Origin of the sequence: Leisingera thetidis (assembly GCF_025857195.1) — a bacterium.
In the GTDB taxonomy this organism is placed as follows: Bacteria; Pseudomonadota; Alphaproteobacteria; order Rhodobacterales; family Rhodobacteraceae; genus Leisingera; species Leisingera thetidis.
The window spans coordinates 44,182-58,808 of sequence record NZ_CP109789.1 but is presented as its reverse complement, the minus strand read 5'-3'; the positions used below and the strand labels follow the sequence as shown (position 1 = coordinate 58,808).

The 14,627-nt window shown below is 59.6% G+C and carries 12 protein-coding genes and 2 pseudogenes; 8 read left to right on the top strand and 6 right to left on the bottom strand.

What is annotated here, in order from left to right; all coding sequences use genetic code 11:
- Positions 1-7 precede the first annotated feature (7 nt).
- Together acuI and OKQ63_RS22950 are read right to left on the bottom strand one after the other, a co-directional pair.
- Positions 8-1,003 carry an acrylyl-CoA reductase (NADPH) gene (gene acuI, locus OKQ63_RS22955; protein ID WP_264214376.1) on the bottom strand — a complete coding sequence of 332 codons (996 nt, stop codon included), beginning with the start codon at positions 1,001-1,003 and terminating at the stop codon, positions 8-10.
- A gap of 42 nt (positions 1,004-1,045) precedes the next feature.
- Positions 1,046-2,404, bottom strand: a complete 1,359-nt coding sequence (locus OKQ63_RS22950) for an aminotransferase class III-fold pyridoxal phosphate-dependent enzyme (RefSeq protein ID WP_350356321.1) — start codon at positions 2,402-2,404, stop codon at positions 1,046-1,048.
- Between the two features lie 132 nt (positions 2,405-2,536).
- Between OKQ63_RS22950 and OKQ63_RS22945 the strand changes: the two genes are divergently transcribed.
- Positions 2,537-3,346 carry a LuxR C-terminal-related transcriptional regulator gene (locus OKQ63_RS22945; protein ID WP_264214375.1) on the top strand — a complete coding sequence of 270 codons (810 nt, stop codon included), beginning with the start codon at positions 2,537-2,539 and terminating at the stop codon, positions 3,344-3,346.
- Between the two features lie 829 nt (positions 3,347-4,175).
- On the opposite strand, the gene OKQ63_RS22940 is transcribed toward OKQ63_RS22945, so the two are convergent.
- Positions 4,176-4,814 (bottom strand): TetR/AcrR family transcriptional regulator, encoded by a 639-nt coding sequence (locus tag OKQ63_RS22940; RefSeq protein WP_264214374.1) that lies wholly within the window; start codon positions 4,812-4,814, stop codon positions 4,176-4,178.
- Positions 4,815-4,954: 140 nt separating this feature from the next.
- On the opposite strand from OKQ63_RS22940, the gene dctP reads away from it, so the two are divergent.
- The 5 genes from dctP to OKQ63_RS22915 all read left to right on the top strand — a co-directional run bounded on the left by dctP (position 4,955) and on the right by OKQ63_RS22915 (position 11,019).
- Positions 4,955-5,935: a TRAP transporter substrate-binding protein DctP gene (dctP, locus tag OKQ63_RS22935; RefSeq protein WP_264214373.1), complete on the top strand. Its 981-nt coding sequence runs from the start codon at positions 4,955-4,957 to the stop codon at positions 5,933-5,935.
- Positions 5,936-6,012: 77 nt separating this feature from the next.
- Positions 6,013-6,522 carry a TRAP transporter small permease gene (locus tag OKQ63_RS22930; RefSeq protein WP_264214372.1) on the top strand — a complete coding sequence of 170 codons (510 nt, stop codon included), beginning with the start codon at positions 6,013-6,015 and terminating at the stop codon, positions 6,520-6,522.
- 3 nt (positions 6,523-6,525) lie between these two features.
- Entirely contained in the window at positions 6,526-7,824 is a 1,299-nt protein-coding gene (locus OKQ63_RS22925) for a TRAP transporter large permease (RefSeq protein ID WP_260033554.1), read from the top strand.
- A gap of 387 nt (positions 7,825-8,211) precedes the next feature.
- Positions 8,212-9,171, top strand: coding sequence for a TAXI family TRAP transporter solute-binding subunit (locus OKQ63_RS22920; protein ID WP_375544576.1), 960 nt, complete (start codon positions 8,212-8,214; stop codon positions 9,169-9,171).
- 63 nt (positions 9,172-9,234) lie between these two features.
- Complete coding sequence (locus tag OKQ63_RS22915; RefSeq protein WP_260033552.1) at positions 9,235-11,019, top strand: TRAP transporter permease; 1,785 nt, start codon at positions 9,235-9,237, stop codon at positions 11,017-11,019.
- 289 nt (positions 11,020-11,308) lie between these two features.
- On the opposite strand, the pseudogene OKQ63_RS22910 reads toward OKQ63_RS22915, so the two are convergent.
- From OKQ63_RS22910 to OKQ63_RS22900, 3 genes and pseudogenes are all read right to left on the bottom strand, one after another.
- Positions 11,309-11,389 (bottom strand): annotated as a pseudogene (locus OKQ63_RS22910) (IS6 family transposase); the annotation flags it as partial.
- A gap of 96 nt (positions 11,390-11,485) precedes the next feature.
- Positions 11,486-12,769 (bottom strand): type II toxin-antitoxin system HipA family toxin, encoded by a 1,284-nt coding sequence (locus tag OKQ63_RS22905; RefSeq protein WP_264214371.1) that lies wholly within the window; start codon positions 12,767-12,769, stop codon positions 11,486-11,488.
- A complete protein-coding gene (locus tag OKQ63_RS22900) occupies positions 12,769-13,014 on the bottom strand; it encodes a helix-turn-helix domain-containing protein (RefSeq protein ID WP_027233664.1) in 246 nt (81 codons plus the stop codon). Before OKQ63_RS22900 ends, OKQ63_RS22905 begins: the two co-directional genes overlap by 1 nt.
- A 254-nt stretch (positions 13,015-13,268) precedes the next feature.
- Here OKQ63_RS22900 and OKQ63_RS22890 point away from each other — a divergent pair.
- Both OKQ63_RS22890 and OKQ63_RS22885 read left to right on the top strand, forming a co-directional pair.
- Positions 13,269-13,403: pseudogene (locus tag OKQ63_RS22890) on the top strand (IS6 family transposase); the annotation flags it as partial.
- Positions 13,404-13,556: 153 nt separating this feature from the next.
- Positions 13,557-14,567: an IS110 family RNA-guided transposase gene (locus OKQ63_RS22885; RefSeq protein ID WP_264214370.1), complete on the top strand. Its 1,011-nt coding sequence runs from the start codon at positions 13,557-13,559 to the stop codon at positions 14,565-14,567.
- Positions 14,568-14,627: the final 60 nt, after the last annotated feature.

Sequence of the window (14,627 nt, the reverse complement as noted above, 5' to 3'; positions counted from 1 at the left end):
ACCAACTTCAGCTCATGTCGATGACCACCCGTCCGCGAAGTTTGCCATCGAGCATTGCGGAAGCAGCGTCTTCGATCTCCTCTCGCGAGATTTTCCGCGAGATTGAGGCGAGATGATCGAGGTCGAGATGATCGGTCAGCAGCTGCCAAGCTGCCTTGCGCTGATCCTTGCTGGCCATTACGGAATCGACACCTGCCAGCGTGACGTTCCGCAGGATGAACGGCATGACGGTAGCCGGCAGATTATAGCTCTGTGCCAACCCGCAGGCCGCGGCAATGCCACCGTACTTCACCGACGCAAGAACATTTGCCAGCGTCTGGCCCCCGACCGAGTCGACGGCTGCGGCGAACCGTTCCTTGCCCAGAGGGCGGCCCTTTTCCGAAAGTTCGGCGCGGTCCACGATAGTGCCAGCGCCTAGCCCCTTCAGATAAGCCTCCTCCGACATTTTGCCTGTGGACGCGATGACGTCGAAGCCGAGCGCCGACAGTAGCGCTATCGCAAATGAGCCGACACCGCCCGACGCACCGGTGACCAGAACTGGACCCTCGTCCGGGGTAGAACCATGCTCCTGCAGCCGCAACACGCACAACGCAGCGGTATAGCCGGCGGTGCCGATGGCCATGCACTGGGTGCAACTCAGGCCATCGGGCTTGTGCAACAGCCAGTCGGAGCGAACCCGAGCGATCTCCGAATAGCCGCCCATATGAGTTTCGCCGACTCCCCACCCGTTCAGGATGACCTGGTCACCAGCAGCAAAATCTGGGCTAGCAGAGGCGATGACCTCACCAGCAAAGTCGATGCCGGGGATCATTGGAAAACGGCGGACCACTGGGCTTTTTCCGGTAACAGCCAATGCATCCTTGTAGTTCATGGTCGTGCTGCGGACGCGAACCGTCACATCGCCTTCCATGAGATCCAAACTGCGCATTTCGCGCCAAGAGGAGGATTGCGACCGGCCGTCTTCATGCTTTTCGATCACGTAGGCTTTGAATGTGTCATGCATTCTTTTTCTCTCGTACGAATTCGAAGGGAAAATGGTGAGGCCCTAGAGCTCGCTCACAACGGTCTCAATGCTTTCCCGGAGGATCGCCTCAGTCTTCTCGATCAGCACCGGTGTCATCACCAGTGTCGGGGACAAAATCAGGCTGCTGCCAAGTGGGCGGACAATGAGTCCCCGCTCCTGTGCTGCAGCCGCAATTCTGGAGCCGATCTCCACCGACTCGTCGAACGGCTTCTTGCTCTGCTTGTCTTGAACAAATTCGATGCCGATCATGAAGTGACTTCCTCGCACCTCGCCGACAATGTCGATATTGACCAGGCCCTTCATCGCTTTCTCGAAAATCTTGCCGGTGGTACGGACCTGCTCGGGCAGCCCCTCGCGCTGCATCAGTTCTATGTTGGCAATACCGACAGCCGCGGCGGCAGGGTGGCCGGAATAAGTGAACCCGTGCAGGAACCGTTCGCCAGGAGCCGAAATCACGTCCAGAATCTCGTCTGAAATGATCGTGGCCGACAGCGGCTGGTAGCCCGAGGTCATGCCTTTGGCAGAGGTGATGATGTCCGGTTCGATGCCAAAGACTTCCTTGGACGCGAAGAAGTGTCCCAGCCGCCCGAAGGCCGTGACGACCTCATCGGAGATGTATTTGATGTCATGCGCCTTGCAGATCTCTAGCGCGCGCTTGTGGTAACCTTCCGGCGCCACGATAACGCCGCCGGCGCCCATGATCGGCTCCGCGATAAAGGCGGCGATATTATCAGGCCCGATCCGCGCGATGCTCTGTTCCAGATCCCGCATAAGGTCATCAAGGAATTCCGCCTCAGTCATCCCGTCACCCTCGCGCCAGTAATGCGGAGAGCGCAGATGATGCACAAGATCCGTGGCGCTGGTCCATCCCTCGGAATAGGCCGGTGTGGTCATTGCCATGGCCAGATAAGTCGACCCGTGGTACCCGCCGACCCGGCTGAGCACGAGCCGCTTGTTCGGTTTCCCGCGCCGGGCATGGTAGTGGTGCAGGATGCGCACGGCGGTGTCGTTCGCCGCTGAGCCCGAATTCGCGAAGTAGACGTTATTCAGGTTGCCGGGCGCCAGGCTGGTAATTTTCTCGGCGAGAATGGCGGCCGCCGGATGAGTGAAATTGTAAAAGGTCGAGTAGTAATCCAGCTCCTCCAGCTGCTTGGTGACAGCGTCGATCAGTTCGCGCCGACCATGTCCGACATTGACGCACCAGAGACCGGCTATACCGTCGATCAGCTCGCGGCCTTCATTGTCATAAACCAGAGCTCCTTTGGCGCGCTGAATGATCGTACGCGCGTTGTTCTGCTTCAGCGCGTCGAGATCAGTGAAGGACTGAATGAGATGGTTGTCCGCGTTCAGCACTGCGTCGGTGGTTGTATCGAGTTGCATGGTAATGACCCTCCTGCATCGGCAATTTCGGGGGGCCGCGCGTCGGGGAAGCCCCGAAATCCTTGTACCCCTTGAATCTGCGATTTAGAGTACGCATGCACCGTTGAAGGGGTATAACCCCAAGGGGGTATCTTGCTGCAACAACCACAGGCAGAAATGGAAAGCCTCGGACAGATGATTTCCCACCTGCATAAGGAAGGCTTCGAAAAGTCGATTTTTCAGTATGTGAGATGTTTCCTCGACATCGACAATGAAACCGTCCTCATCTACCCAGGAGATCGACGTCCACGCATCCTCCACAGCCGCGCGACCGTCAGGCTGGTTCATGAGAGACTGGAAACCGACTACGTGCTTGGCACCTATCTGCTCGACCCTTTTTATGCCTTGCACACCGACGCGGCACCTGCCGGACTGTATACACTGAACCAGATCGCACCGGACCAATTCAAACGTACTGAGTATTATTCGGCTTACTACCGGCGCACGACCGTTGTGGATGAGCTGGTTTACGTAGCCTACCCGGCACCAAACGTTTCCGTCCATCTAAGCGTGGGCCGTGATGCCGCGTCCGGCCAGCGTTTCTCAAAACGCGAAATTGAAAGAGCCCGCCTGCTTGTGCCGGTTCTTCGCGCCGCAAGCGAACAACACTGGGCGAACCTGCGGTCGAACTTCAGAGACCGTGAGCAGTCAGAGCCGGATGCTTTTCAGGAACGGCTGGAACTGGACCTGGGAATCTCGTTGACACCGCGCCAAGCCCAAGTAGCCCTGCTTATCCTAAGAGGGCATTCATCCGTTTCGATAAGTCTGCGCCTGGAGATCAGCGAACAAACCGTTAAAGTTTTTCGCAAGCAGCTGTATCGCAAATGCAAGATTTCTTCTCAAGCAGAACTATTTTCATTGATGATGCCCGTTCTATCAAAAATTGCGACACGTAGCTGTTGATAGCCGCTTCTCTATTCGTCAACGGGTTTCGGCAGTTTGGTTTAGAGTTAGCAGCGGTGGCTTTGCAAGGAAGTTTGCAGCGTCGTTTGTGAATGATAGTATTGATTGGCTTTGTCATCGACGCATAAGGGCCAGGACGCGGGATCTACTATGAGAAAGTGTGGGCCATCGCAGGGGCTGGCATATTGACCCTGTCTGCGCTAGAAATTTTCCTGAGGTCAGCGACTTCAGGAAGTAACCAGCCACTCGGCTATCCACATTTCGGAACTGTTTTCATTGGCATACTGGGTCATGTGGCCGGACATATGAAAACGCGCTCCGGCAGCTTGCTGCGTCATTGTGTGGATCCTCTATGAGGACCAAGGGCCGAATTGGGCGCTACTTACCCGAACTAGCAGGCAGGGCTGAGCCAGAAGCCCGCTTATGGAGCGGCGCAAAGCGCCTCAACTTCCCTCCAAGCCCTGACTGTTCTTTCGGCCCTCCCGGTGAAGCTCTTGGCTCCTTTGGCGGCACCTGCCGGTGATTGGTCCAGCTCCAGAAGCTTCAGCTTGAAAGAGACGGCCGAGATTCAAAGAAGTCCGTGCCTCTGTTCCGCCTTCCTCCCAAAGAGGCTGGAACTTCGCCGCGCGGGAAAGTGAGTGGGTTGCACTCAATGCCTTCGAGCACAGGGCCCGCGAAGCGCCCTAAATACTCTCCATATAACCCATGCAAGTCCAGTCCGCTTGATCGGATTTCGACACTCGGACCGACCTTTGTTTGCCGCCGGCCAGAAGGCTTGCGTGCAGCTTCCCGAGTAATGTGTGACGGGGAGGCCGTACGGCTTTGCCCGTCAATCGGATTCGAAAATCAACCGCTTGATCTCTTCTGCCCCAAGATCCGGTGGCAGAAGATCGGCGCTCATCAGGATTTCCGCATAGTACGGAACATTCGCCAGCCGCTCCTCCAGCGATTCGGTGACGCCCATCCGGTAATATCCGCTCTGGTGGAAATAGGTCGTCAAAGCCCTCACCCGGGCAGCGCGGCCCTGAAATCCGAAGTCATTGAACATTTCTTCCAACTGACCTATCCGGCGGGTGTCGACCTTTTTCAGCACCTCTGCCGTTGCCGGGCAGGAATGGGCCCAATCGCGGATCGCATTGTCGTATTTCGGGTCGTAGTCAGTTTCGCTAAGCAAAACCCGCACGTACCCGAGATATTTCCGGCGGCAATCGCGGTTCGGGTCGTCAAATACACGGGTGAAAGCGGCAGAATTTGCAATTTCCCAATCTTCGCGCAGCGCCTCCAGGAGCTCGTCGAGGTTGGAGAACAGCCAGTAGAAGGCTCCGGTTGTCGCATCCAGCTCAGCTGCCAGGCGGCGCAGGCTGAGGCCGGAGATCCCCTCGCTCACCAGAATTCTCCGGGCAGCCGCAATCCAATCTGCCTTATCCAGAGGCGTGTCCTTGCGGTCTGTTTTGTTTGTTGTGTCCATCAACCCGGCATTTCTCCCTGCGGCATTTTTGCTTTCCATGTTGACAATTTATATCGGCGCAACGCAACAATCCGCCTTACGTAACGACTGTTATGTTTGCGGGCAACCGCATGTGGCATCAAACGGAGGAGGTGATGTTCATGAACTGGATTTTGAAAAGTGCAGCGGCGATTGCCCTGCTCGCAACGCAGGCGGCTGCGGGCACGACGCTGAAGTTCGCAACTGACTCGGGCGCCGAAGGATCGCCTTCAGGCAATGCATTGAAACGCTGGGCTGAGCTGATCGAGGAGGGCTCCGGCGGTGAGATCGACGTCCGGGTCTTCTACCAGAACCAGCTGGGTGGCCAGCTTGAGCTGTTCGATCTGTTTGTTGCTGGTGAAGTGGACATGCTTCTGAGCTGGCCTTCGACTTCCTACGACAAGCGCATCGGCCTGCTTTACACCCCCTATATGGTGACATCCTGGGAGGAGGCGTTTGACGCCTACAAGCCCGGCGGCTGGGCCAATGAGACTCTGAACGAAGCCTTTGAGGGCTTGGGTATCCGCTACTACGGGGCTTGGCCGGAAGGGTTCGCTGGCGTTGCCACGCGCGGTGGCTATGCGCTAGACCTTGAGAGCGCCGACGGCATGAAGGTCCGTACTCCGCCCTTCTTCCCGATGCCGCAGACCCTTCAAGCGATGGGTTATCAGACCGCGGCGATCGACTGGTCGGAGGTTTTCACCTCAATCCAGACTGGTGTGGTCGATGGCGATGCGGGCAATGTGATCTACTGGGATTACGAATACTTCCGCGATGTTCTGGATTACTACGTCCGCACCAAGCACGTCTTTGTCACCGGCAGCCTGATCGCCAACGCCATGAGCATGGAAGGGCTGTCTCAGGAGCATCAGGATCTGGTCCGCGACAGCGCAATCACCGTCATGCAGGAACGTTTCGAGACCGCCCGTGCCGAGGATGAGAAGTACGTCCGCAAGGCCGTCGAGTCCGGCATGGAGTATTTCGAGCTGACCGACGAGCAGCTGCGCCCGATGGTCGAGAAAGTCCGCGCCGAAGTCTGGCCCCAGCTGGAAGCGGATCTCGGACCGGAGATCCTCAGCAAAATGCGTGAACACGCCAAATGATCTGACCAGAGGCACAGACCTCTCCGACGGGCAGCCTGCAAGCTGCCCGTCGGCTTGTTTGCAAGGCTGGAATTCTCATGCTGCTTAATCTGCTTCATTTTCTGGACCGCGGGCTTGCAGGCCTGATGGCTGCGGCCATCATCGTCAGCACCGCCGCCATCATCGGGCTCATCACCTTTCTGATCCTGTCCCGCTTCGTGTTCGGATGGTCCGTCGTCGGGCTGCTGGAGCTGTCCACCCTCTGCGCGATCTGGCTCTACATGACCGGCGCCGTGCTGGCGTCCCGGAACAAGGAGCACATCGTGGTTGATTTCACCGCGCAGGCGATTTCCGCACCGCGCCTGCAGGCGCTTCATGAACTGTTGGTGGCGGTAATTGTGCTGGTGCTGGGTTTGTTCTTTCTGTCGCTGGCGCGCGACATGCTGGGCTGGTCCTTCCGGCGGCCGCAGACCACCCCGGGTCTGGGCATTCCTCTACTGGCGGGACAGGGCGCCATCGTGTTTGCCGCGGCGGCGGCCACATTATATGCGCTGCGCGATGTCGTGGTCGGCATTCTGAAACTGTTCACTGCCAACAGGGAGACCTGAGCCATGGAGCCGATCTGGGCAATTCTCATCCTGCTGGGTCTGATGGTGTTCGGCGTGCCGGTTGCCTGGTGCTTCGCCGGCGTGTTGATGTACCTTGTCTGGGCCTATGACGTATCGACGCTGACCCTGTTGCTTCAGGGGTTCCGGTCACTGGATTCAGTCATCCTGCTGGCCTTGCCGTTGTTTGTGCTGGCGGGTTACCTTATGCAGTCCGGCGGCGTTGCCCGCCGCCTGATCAGCTTTATGGAACTGATGGTCAAAGGCCGCAAGGGCGGGCTTGGCGCGGCGCTGGTCCTGTCTTCGGGCATCTTTGGCGCGATCTCCGGAACCGCAACCGCTGCGGTGGCTTCGATCGGCACTATCATGATCGGGCCGCTGGCTGATCGCGGCTATCCGCGCGGCTACACCTCGGCGCTGCTTGGCCTGTCTTCGCTGCTGGGCATCCTGATTCCGCCGTCGATCACCATGATCCTGTTCGGCGTGGTCACTCGCCAGTCGATCACCGCGCTGTTTGCAGCCTCCGTGGTGCCTGGGCTTTTGCTGATGATCGGGCTGATCCTGTTCAACAAGATCATGGCAGGCAAGTTTCTTGCAGCGCGCGAGGACCTGCCGCCACCCGCAGAGGTCACTCAGGAGAGCGGCTTCAGCATCACCTACAAGGCGCTGCCCGCGCTGGCGATGCCGCTGATCATCTTGGGAGGCATTTATGGAGGGGTTTTCACTCCGACAGAGGCAGCGGCGGTGGCCTGTGTCACGGCAATGCTGATCGGGTTCTTCGTCTATCGGGATCTAACCTTTGGACGTCTGCGCGATAGTCTGATTTCGGCGGGCGAGACTACCGGCACGATCATCTTCATTCTGCTGTTCTCGTTTATGATCGGGCGTGTAATGGTGGCAGAGGGTGTGCCGCAGGAGCTGACCGAGTTTGTTACCGGGCTGACAGACAACCGGATTCTGATCCTGTTGCTGGTCAACGCCTTCCTGATCTTTGTCGGCATGATCATGGATGATCTTTCGGTCACCGTGGTGATCGCACCGCTGTTCCTTCCGCTGATGCTGGCCAATGACGTGGATCCGGTGCATTTCGGTACCATTGTCGCCTGTTCAGTGGTGATCGGCGCCAACAGCCCGCCGGTTGCGCCGATCCTGTATATGGCCTGCCGCACCGGAAAGGTTTCCATCCACCGGGCGGTGGCGCCGGCGCTTATGATGATATTCTGGGTGGCGCTGCCGGTGATGCTGGCGGTGACTTTCCTGCCTGCGTTGTCGCTGTTCCTGCCGCGGCTGATTGGCGTCTACTAGGGGCAGTCGCCAGCATTTGGAACGGCCTGACAAGCCAATGCCGTCGTGGTCAGTTGTGTAGCTGGAAAGATGCGCGCCACACCATAGAAGGGCCTCGTTGCAGGGAGCCCGTCCCGGTGGTTGCCGTGCGAGGGAGCTATTGTGGGCGATGCCCGCGCTTTGGGCAGGTTAGGCGCTTGGGCGCCACTTGGCTGTTCCCGATCCGGTCAGTCTGGTGTTTGCAAATGATTGGCCGCAACTCATCACGGCCCTTGCTCTTCCAGTTGACAGCGGCACGGGTAAGGCGTTCTCTCCAGCTTATTCAAACGCGTGTCGCCACGGTCGGTCTGGCGCAGCGGAAATGTTGAACTATCGGACTATTCATGCTCTGGGACGGAGGAACCACTTATGACGAAATTTCTGAAACGTATGGGCGCCATGATGGCAGCCGGCGTGCTGCTGGCTGGGCCAGTCCAGGCGGAAACGCGGGTGACCTATAAATCCGCCAAGAGCGGCTCCTCTTACTACCAGATGGGGGTGGAGCTGGCCGAGGCGATGAAGACCGGCACCGATGGCGGCATCATCGTTACCATCGAGGAAAGCCAGGGCTCGACCCAGAACGTGATGGAAGTGCGCGCCCGCGGCGGTGATTACGTCTTCACCACTCCCCCAGCACTGGTAGGTCTCGCCCAGCAGGGCAAAGGCCCTTTTGAGGGCAAGTCCGCGCCACAATTCGATGAAATCCGAGCACTGTTCCCGATCCCTTCTCTGACCATGCATTTCGTGATGGCCGGCGAAGGCGGCACCGGCACGCTGGATGACCTGGCAGGCAAGACTGTGCTGCTCGGCAAGGGTTCCTTCGGCGCGACCGAGGGGGAGAAATACCTGAACCTGTTCGGCCTGGCGGACAAGGTGACGATCGCCGACGCCGAGCTATCCAACGCGGTGGCCGCGCTGAAGAACGGCCAGATCGGCGCCTTTGTTACCGCGGGCTCCTTCCCGGCGCCGAACGTGGTGGAAGCCGCCGCCTCGACTCCGGTGACGCTGTTGTCGCTAAGCCCCGAGCAGGTGGCCGAGACCAAGCGCACCGAGCTGGTGATCCCGGCAGGCACCTACGCGGGCCAGGATCAGGACGTGGTGACGACTTCGCTGCCGGTGGCGGCGTTCACCACCACCAAGATGGATGAGGAAACCGCCTACCAGCTGACACGCACCTACTGGGAGCAGAAGGCCAAAATGGCCGACACCTCGGCCTGGTGGAATGGGGTGACCGCCGATCTGATGGTGCATATCACCACCCCGCTGCATCCGGGCGCCGTGCGCTACTACGAGGAAGCAGGCATCACCCTACCCGCCGCGCAGAACTGATAGACCACAAGGGCGGCGCGTCCCCCGGGGCGCGCCGCTTCCCTCTCCGAAGGCCCTCCCCTGATGACCCAACTTCCGCAAAGCCGCCTTGCGGCCGGCTTCTGGCTGCTGCTGGCCGCAGGCCTGGTTGCCTATCACCTTGCCCTGGTGTTTGCCGGCATCGTGCCCAACCTGGTCAGCCGCCCGCTGCACATGGCCTTTATCCTGCCATTCGCGCTAGTCTTCGGCGTGCAGGAGCGCGGTCGCCTGGCCTCGGGGATCGTGCTGGCGGCCCTAGGCTGCGCCGCGGCCATCTGGGTGGCGCTCAACGCCGATGCCCTGGGCGACCAGTACGGCTTCCTCGAAGGCCGCGGCCAGGTGGTGATCGCGGTGGTGCTGCTGGCGGTGGTGCTGGAAACCGCGCGGCGGGCGATCGGCTGGCCGCTGCCGGTGGTGGCGGCGCTAGCGCTGCTCTACGGGCTGTTCGGCCAGCACATCCCGGGCGAGTTCGGCCACTCCGGCACCCCGCTCGAAAGCTTCCTCGGTACCCTCACCATAGCCGAAGGCGGCATCTGGGGATCGCTCACCGGGGTCTCGGTCGGCGTGGTATCAATCTTCGTAATCTTCGGCGCGGTGCTGAATGCGGGCGAGGCGGGCCAGGGCTTCATGAACGTGGCAGGCGCCGCCGCGGGGCGGCTGAAGGGCGGCGCGGCGAAGGTTTCGGTGCTGTCCTCGGCGTTGTTCGGCTCGATCTCCGGCTCGGCCTCCGCCAATGTCGCCTCCACCGGCGCGGTCACCATGCCAGCGATGACCCGCCTGGGCTACCCTAAGCGGCTGGCGGCAGCGGTCGAGGCAGTGGCCTCCTCCGGCGGCCAGATCATGCCGCCGCTGATGGGCGCGGGCGCCTTCGTGATGGTAGAGTTGACCGGGGTGCCCTACACCTCGATCATGGCGGCGGCGGTACTGCCCGCGCTGCTCTATTTCCTAGCGGTCTGGGTCGGCATCAACGCCTACAACCGCCGCTTCGACCTGCGCGGCGTCCCTCCCGAGGACCGGCCGGAGCGGCGCGACGTGATTGTCACTTCGCTGTTCTTCCTAGTGCCTTTCAGCGTGCTCTTGTGGGCCATGTTCGGGGCCGGGTTCACGCCGGAATATGCCGCAGCGCTTTCGGTGCTCGCAGGGGCGGTGCTACTGCTGTTCAATGCCGAAATGTCCTTCCGCCCGCACCAGATCCGCGACCGCGCCGTTTCGGCGATGTTGAACGGGGCGCGACAGGTGTCGATGATTGCCGCTATCATCCTCTGCGCCTCGATCATCATCGGGGTGCTGTCGATCACAGGGCTGGGGGTGAAGATCACCTCGCTGATCATCCAAGGTTCAGGTGGGATGCTATGGCCGTCGCTGTTTCTCACCGCCATCGCCTGCCTTGTGCTGGGCATGGAGGTTCCGACCACTGCAGCATACGTGATCTGCGTCTCGGTCGCGGGGCCTGCGCTCACGCAGCTCGGGCTAGAGCCCTTGCAGGCGCATCTTTTCGTGTTCTGGTTCGCACTGCTTTCGACCATCACGCCGCCGGTTTGCGGCGCCGTGTTCATCGCCGCAGGGATGATCGGGGAGAGCTGGCTGAAGGTGGCGCTCACCGCGATGTCGCTCGGTGTCGGGCTCTACCTGATCCCGCTGGGGATGGTAGCCAATCCTGCGATCCTGACCTTGGCTGAGGATCCGCTGAACGCCCTGTTTGCGCTGCTGCGCATGGGTGTGGGGCTGTCGCTGGTCTCCGCAGGACTGATCGGCTCACAGCGCCTGTTTACCACACTGGGGCTCTGCGGGCTTGGGCTTGCGGTCACATTCTCCGGGCTCTGGATCTGAAAAACGTCCGAGCCGGAGCCGGGCACCATACCGGGCAGCCCGGACCGGTTCCCGCCTCTAGCGCAACATTCATGAAGCTCTGCACGAGTCTCAGCTTGTGCTCGTATTTCGGCGTAACCTGGAATGAGTGGCAGGTCTCGGATGACAGGCGGCATGAGCGTTCTTTTCTCTGATCCTGGGGTTTGTGATGCGCCGCATCAACCCGTTCCAAGACAACCGCTGTCAGAAAGATATCTTGCGGCTTTTCCAGCTTTTACTCTCTCCAGAAACCGGTCTGGCCGCCACATGTGCTGAGAGCGAACCGCTGACATGCCCATACTGCTTGGTCGACGAATTCGCGGAGAAAACGAAAACCTTTCAGGCGCAGCATTGAGGTCGGAATAATCACGCCAGAGCGCTGCCCGAGATTGTAAAGAGGATCAATTTGGCCATGCCCCACTGTCACATTAAGGCTTGCCCCAATCCCCTAAAGCGCGCTCGCCCGTCTTCGGATGCCATAGGCAATCGCTTCCGACAAAAGTTGGGGAAACCCAGCTGGCAGGTTGCCCACGGTATTTTCCAAGTCCGGCTCAAGCTGCAGAACGATTTCCGACAGAACTTCTTCAGCGAGCGCAAGCCCATACCCCGCCGCCTTGGCAGCCTGCAGGAAATGCCGCGGCACAACCTCATTGATCCGGTAGTGCCCGTCCACGGCCATGGCGAGGCGCATCCGGTTCTGGCGGATCTGTCCATCGTCAACGGCCTTCTGCGCACTCAACACATCATAGAGCGGCGTCATGCGGAAACCGCCAGGGTGCAGCGCGATGCTGAAATTCTTGGCATGCCCGTCCGTCGCCCCTAAGAGCCAAAACAGGACCTGTGCGCGGAAAAATGCGCGCTGATCAGCCTCCGGATCGTCGCTTCCGGTCAGCAGCCCAATCCCCTCCGCGATTCCCGGCCCGCCATCCATTTGATATTTCTGGCTGGGCGGCACGGAGAGCGCCTGGCAGAAGTCTTCCTGCGGGAGGCGGATCAACCGGCCGCCCCTGGTCCAGCGCCTGTCAAACCGCGTCACCACAAGGCTTCGAACATCCTCGAAGTCCATGATTTCGACCTCAGCCACATCCATGCCCATGGCGCGGCAAAAGCTCATGCAGAAGAATTCGTTCTCGACGCTGTCGGAGAGATCAATGCCTGCTGGGAGCACACCGAGCTGAGTCTTTAGGATATGGGTCGTGGGGGTCATGCCCGAGGGCCGGATCCAATCGCCCTCATGGTGGAGCAGCGCGGTTTTCTCCTGCGCACCGGCTATGGAAATACGAAAGTCATCCTCTTCCTCAAGCCCCAGAGGAGCGCTCGCCAGGTTGCGCAGCATGCCGGCAATTTGCGCTTCCGTGACGGGCTCGCCTTCAAGTGCACCCGTCCCGGAGACCTCGCCCGCGGCGAACTGCAGCGCCCCTACGCAGTCGCGCCCGATCTTCTCCAGCATGTGCCACGCGTCAGTGCCGCCCGCGCGAACCCGCACGGCGACGCGCTCCCGGATTGCCTGATTGTCCGGAAGCAGATTTTCCAGATACGCGATGACGGGCCCGCCTTGGTGCGCCTCCTCGCGCAAAGGCAGGGAAAGCGAGATTGGCATGGCATGTTCCGAGGCCAGCCATTCCGGATCATAGGCAAAACTGATCGCGCCAGAACCCGCGAGACGCAGGGCACCAACCTGCCGCCCGTTCAGAAGCACCTGCATCACGCCGCCGCGCCCGCGTTTCGCCATCAGAAGATATCCTCAATTTCAACCGAGCCGCCACGTTCAACTAACTGGAACTCAAGCCCGAGGGCAGCCATAACGGTCAGCACTGTGGCCAGTTTGGTTCCTGAATCGCCATTCTCGAGCGATGAAATAGTCGCGACACGCAAATTGGTGCGTGCGCTGATATCGCTCTGTGTCCAGCCGCGCGCCTTGCGCGACCTGCGGAGTGCCTCGCCAATTTGTGAGGCTGTTCGTGCTGTGAGATCCATGACGCGGCCCTTTTACGCTGTAGCGTAAATCAAACAAAATTACGCTACAACGTAAAAATATAAAAATTACGCTACAGCGTAATTCCCTAACAACTGCATTTCTCAGGTGACCTGAGGGGACCATTTCTGACGCGCTTTGACGAGTGCGTTTGCGATTGCAACCAGCTTTCGGGCGACCGCAGTGATGATGACTTTGTGCGGTTTTCCAGCGGATCGAAGGCGTTCTGCGAAGGTTTTGAGAACCGGATTGTGATGGCTTCCGATCTCCCGGCAGCCTGCAGCGCTTCATTACCGTTCACTCCGCCATCCGAAACCATTTCTCCGTTCCTGCCAGCCGCCGCAACGCCCTTACCATTCGATTTCATCGCCTCGAAGCTTTCGACACCTGAAGCGCCGCTGCGAGCATAGCCTGAAATCCACAACCCCAGGGGCCATTTCTCAACAACACCTCGTTAACGTGATGGTGTGGACAGCCCCACGCAGCGGCATCGCAATGTGCCATGTTGGAGTTGTTGAACCCAACAGAAAAGGGAGCCATCCACATGCAGATTACAACATTGGGGATCGATATTGCCAAGTCTGTCTTTCAACTTCACGGAGTCGATGCAGATGGGAACGTCCTTCTCAGAAAGAAAGTCCGGCGTCGCGCCTTGATTGATGTTCTCACTGAACTCAGTCCCTGCCTGATTGGCATGGAGGCCTGCGCGACCGGGCATCACTGGGGACGTGAGATTTCAGCTCTGGGCCACGATGTGCGTCTGGTCCCGCCAGCTTACGTCAAACCTTATGTGAAGCGTCAGAAAAACGACATGGCGGATGCCGAGGCGATATGTGAAGCCGTCAATCGACCGAATATGCATTTCGTCGCGATCAAGAGTACCGATCAACAGGCGGTTCTGATGCTGCATCGTGCGCGGGATCTTCTGGTGCGACAACGCACGATGCTGATCAATGCGCTTCGTGCCCATCTGGCAGAGTTTGGCATCGTCGCCGCGCGCGGGCCGCACAAGATACGCGAACTCCTCATCCATCTGCAGGATGACAGTTGCAGCGTCCCCGAGGTCGCCCAATCTGCCCTGCGAAGCCTGATCCGTCAGATGGATGGCCTGGAAGATGAGATTTCTCGGCTCGATCGAGAGATACGGACCTGGCACCGGCAGAGCGAGGCCAGCCAGAGGTTGGCTACAATACCGGGGGTCGGAGTGCTCACCGCAACGGCCTTGGCAGCGACTGTTGGTGATCCGGCCCTCTTCCGATCCGCCCGCCAGTTCGCGGCCTGGCTTGGTCTGGTGCCACGACAAAACTCATCGGGCGGCAAGGAAAGATTGGGACGCATAACGAAGATGGGGGACGCTTATTTGCGCAAGCTTCTTGTCATTGGCGCAACGGCTGTTCTCAGACGAGCGATCCAAGCACAAACACGAACTGGAGAATGGGTGCGTCACCTGCTGGAGAGCAAACCACCACGGTTGGTCAGCGTTGCATTGGCCAACAAGACCGCCAGGATCGCTTGGGCCATTCTGGCAAAAGGAGAAACTTACCGCACTGCATAAACTTCGTGCGGCAAGCAAGTTGTCGCAAACAAGGATGCAAGAGCAATCGGCGTGATGATG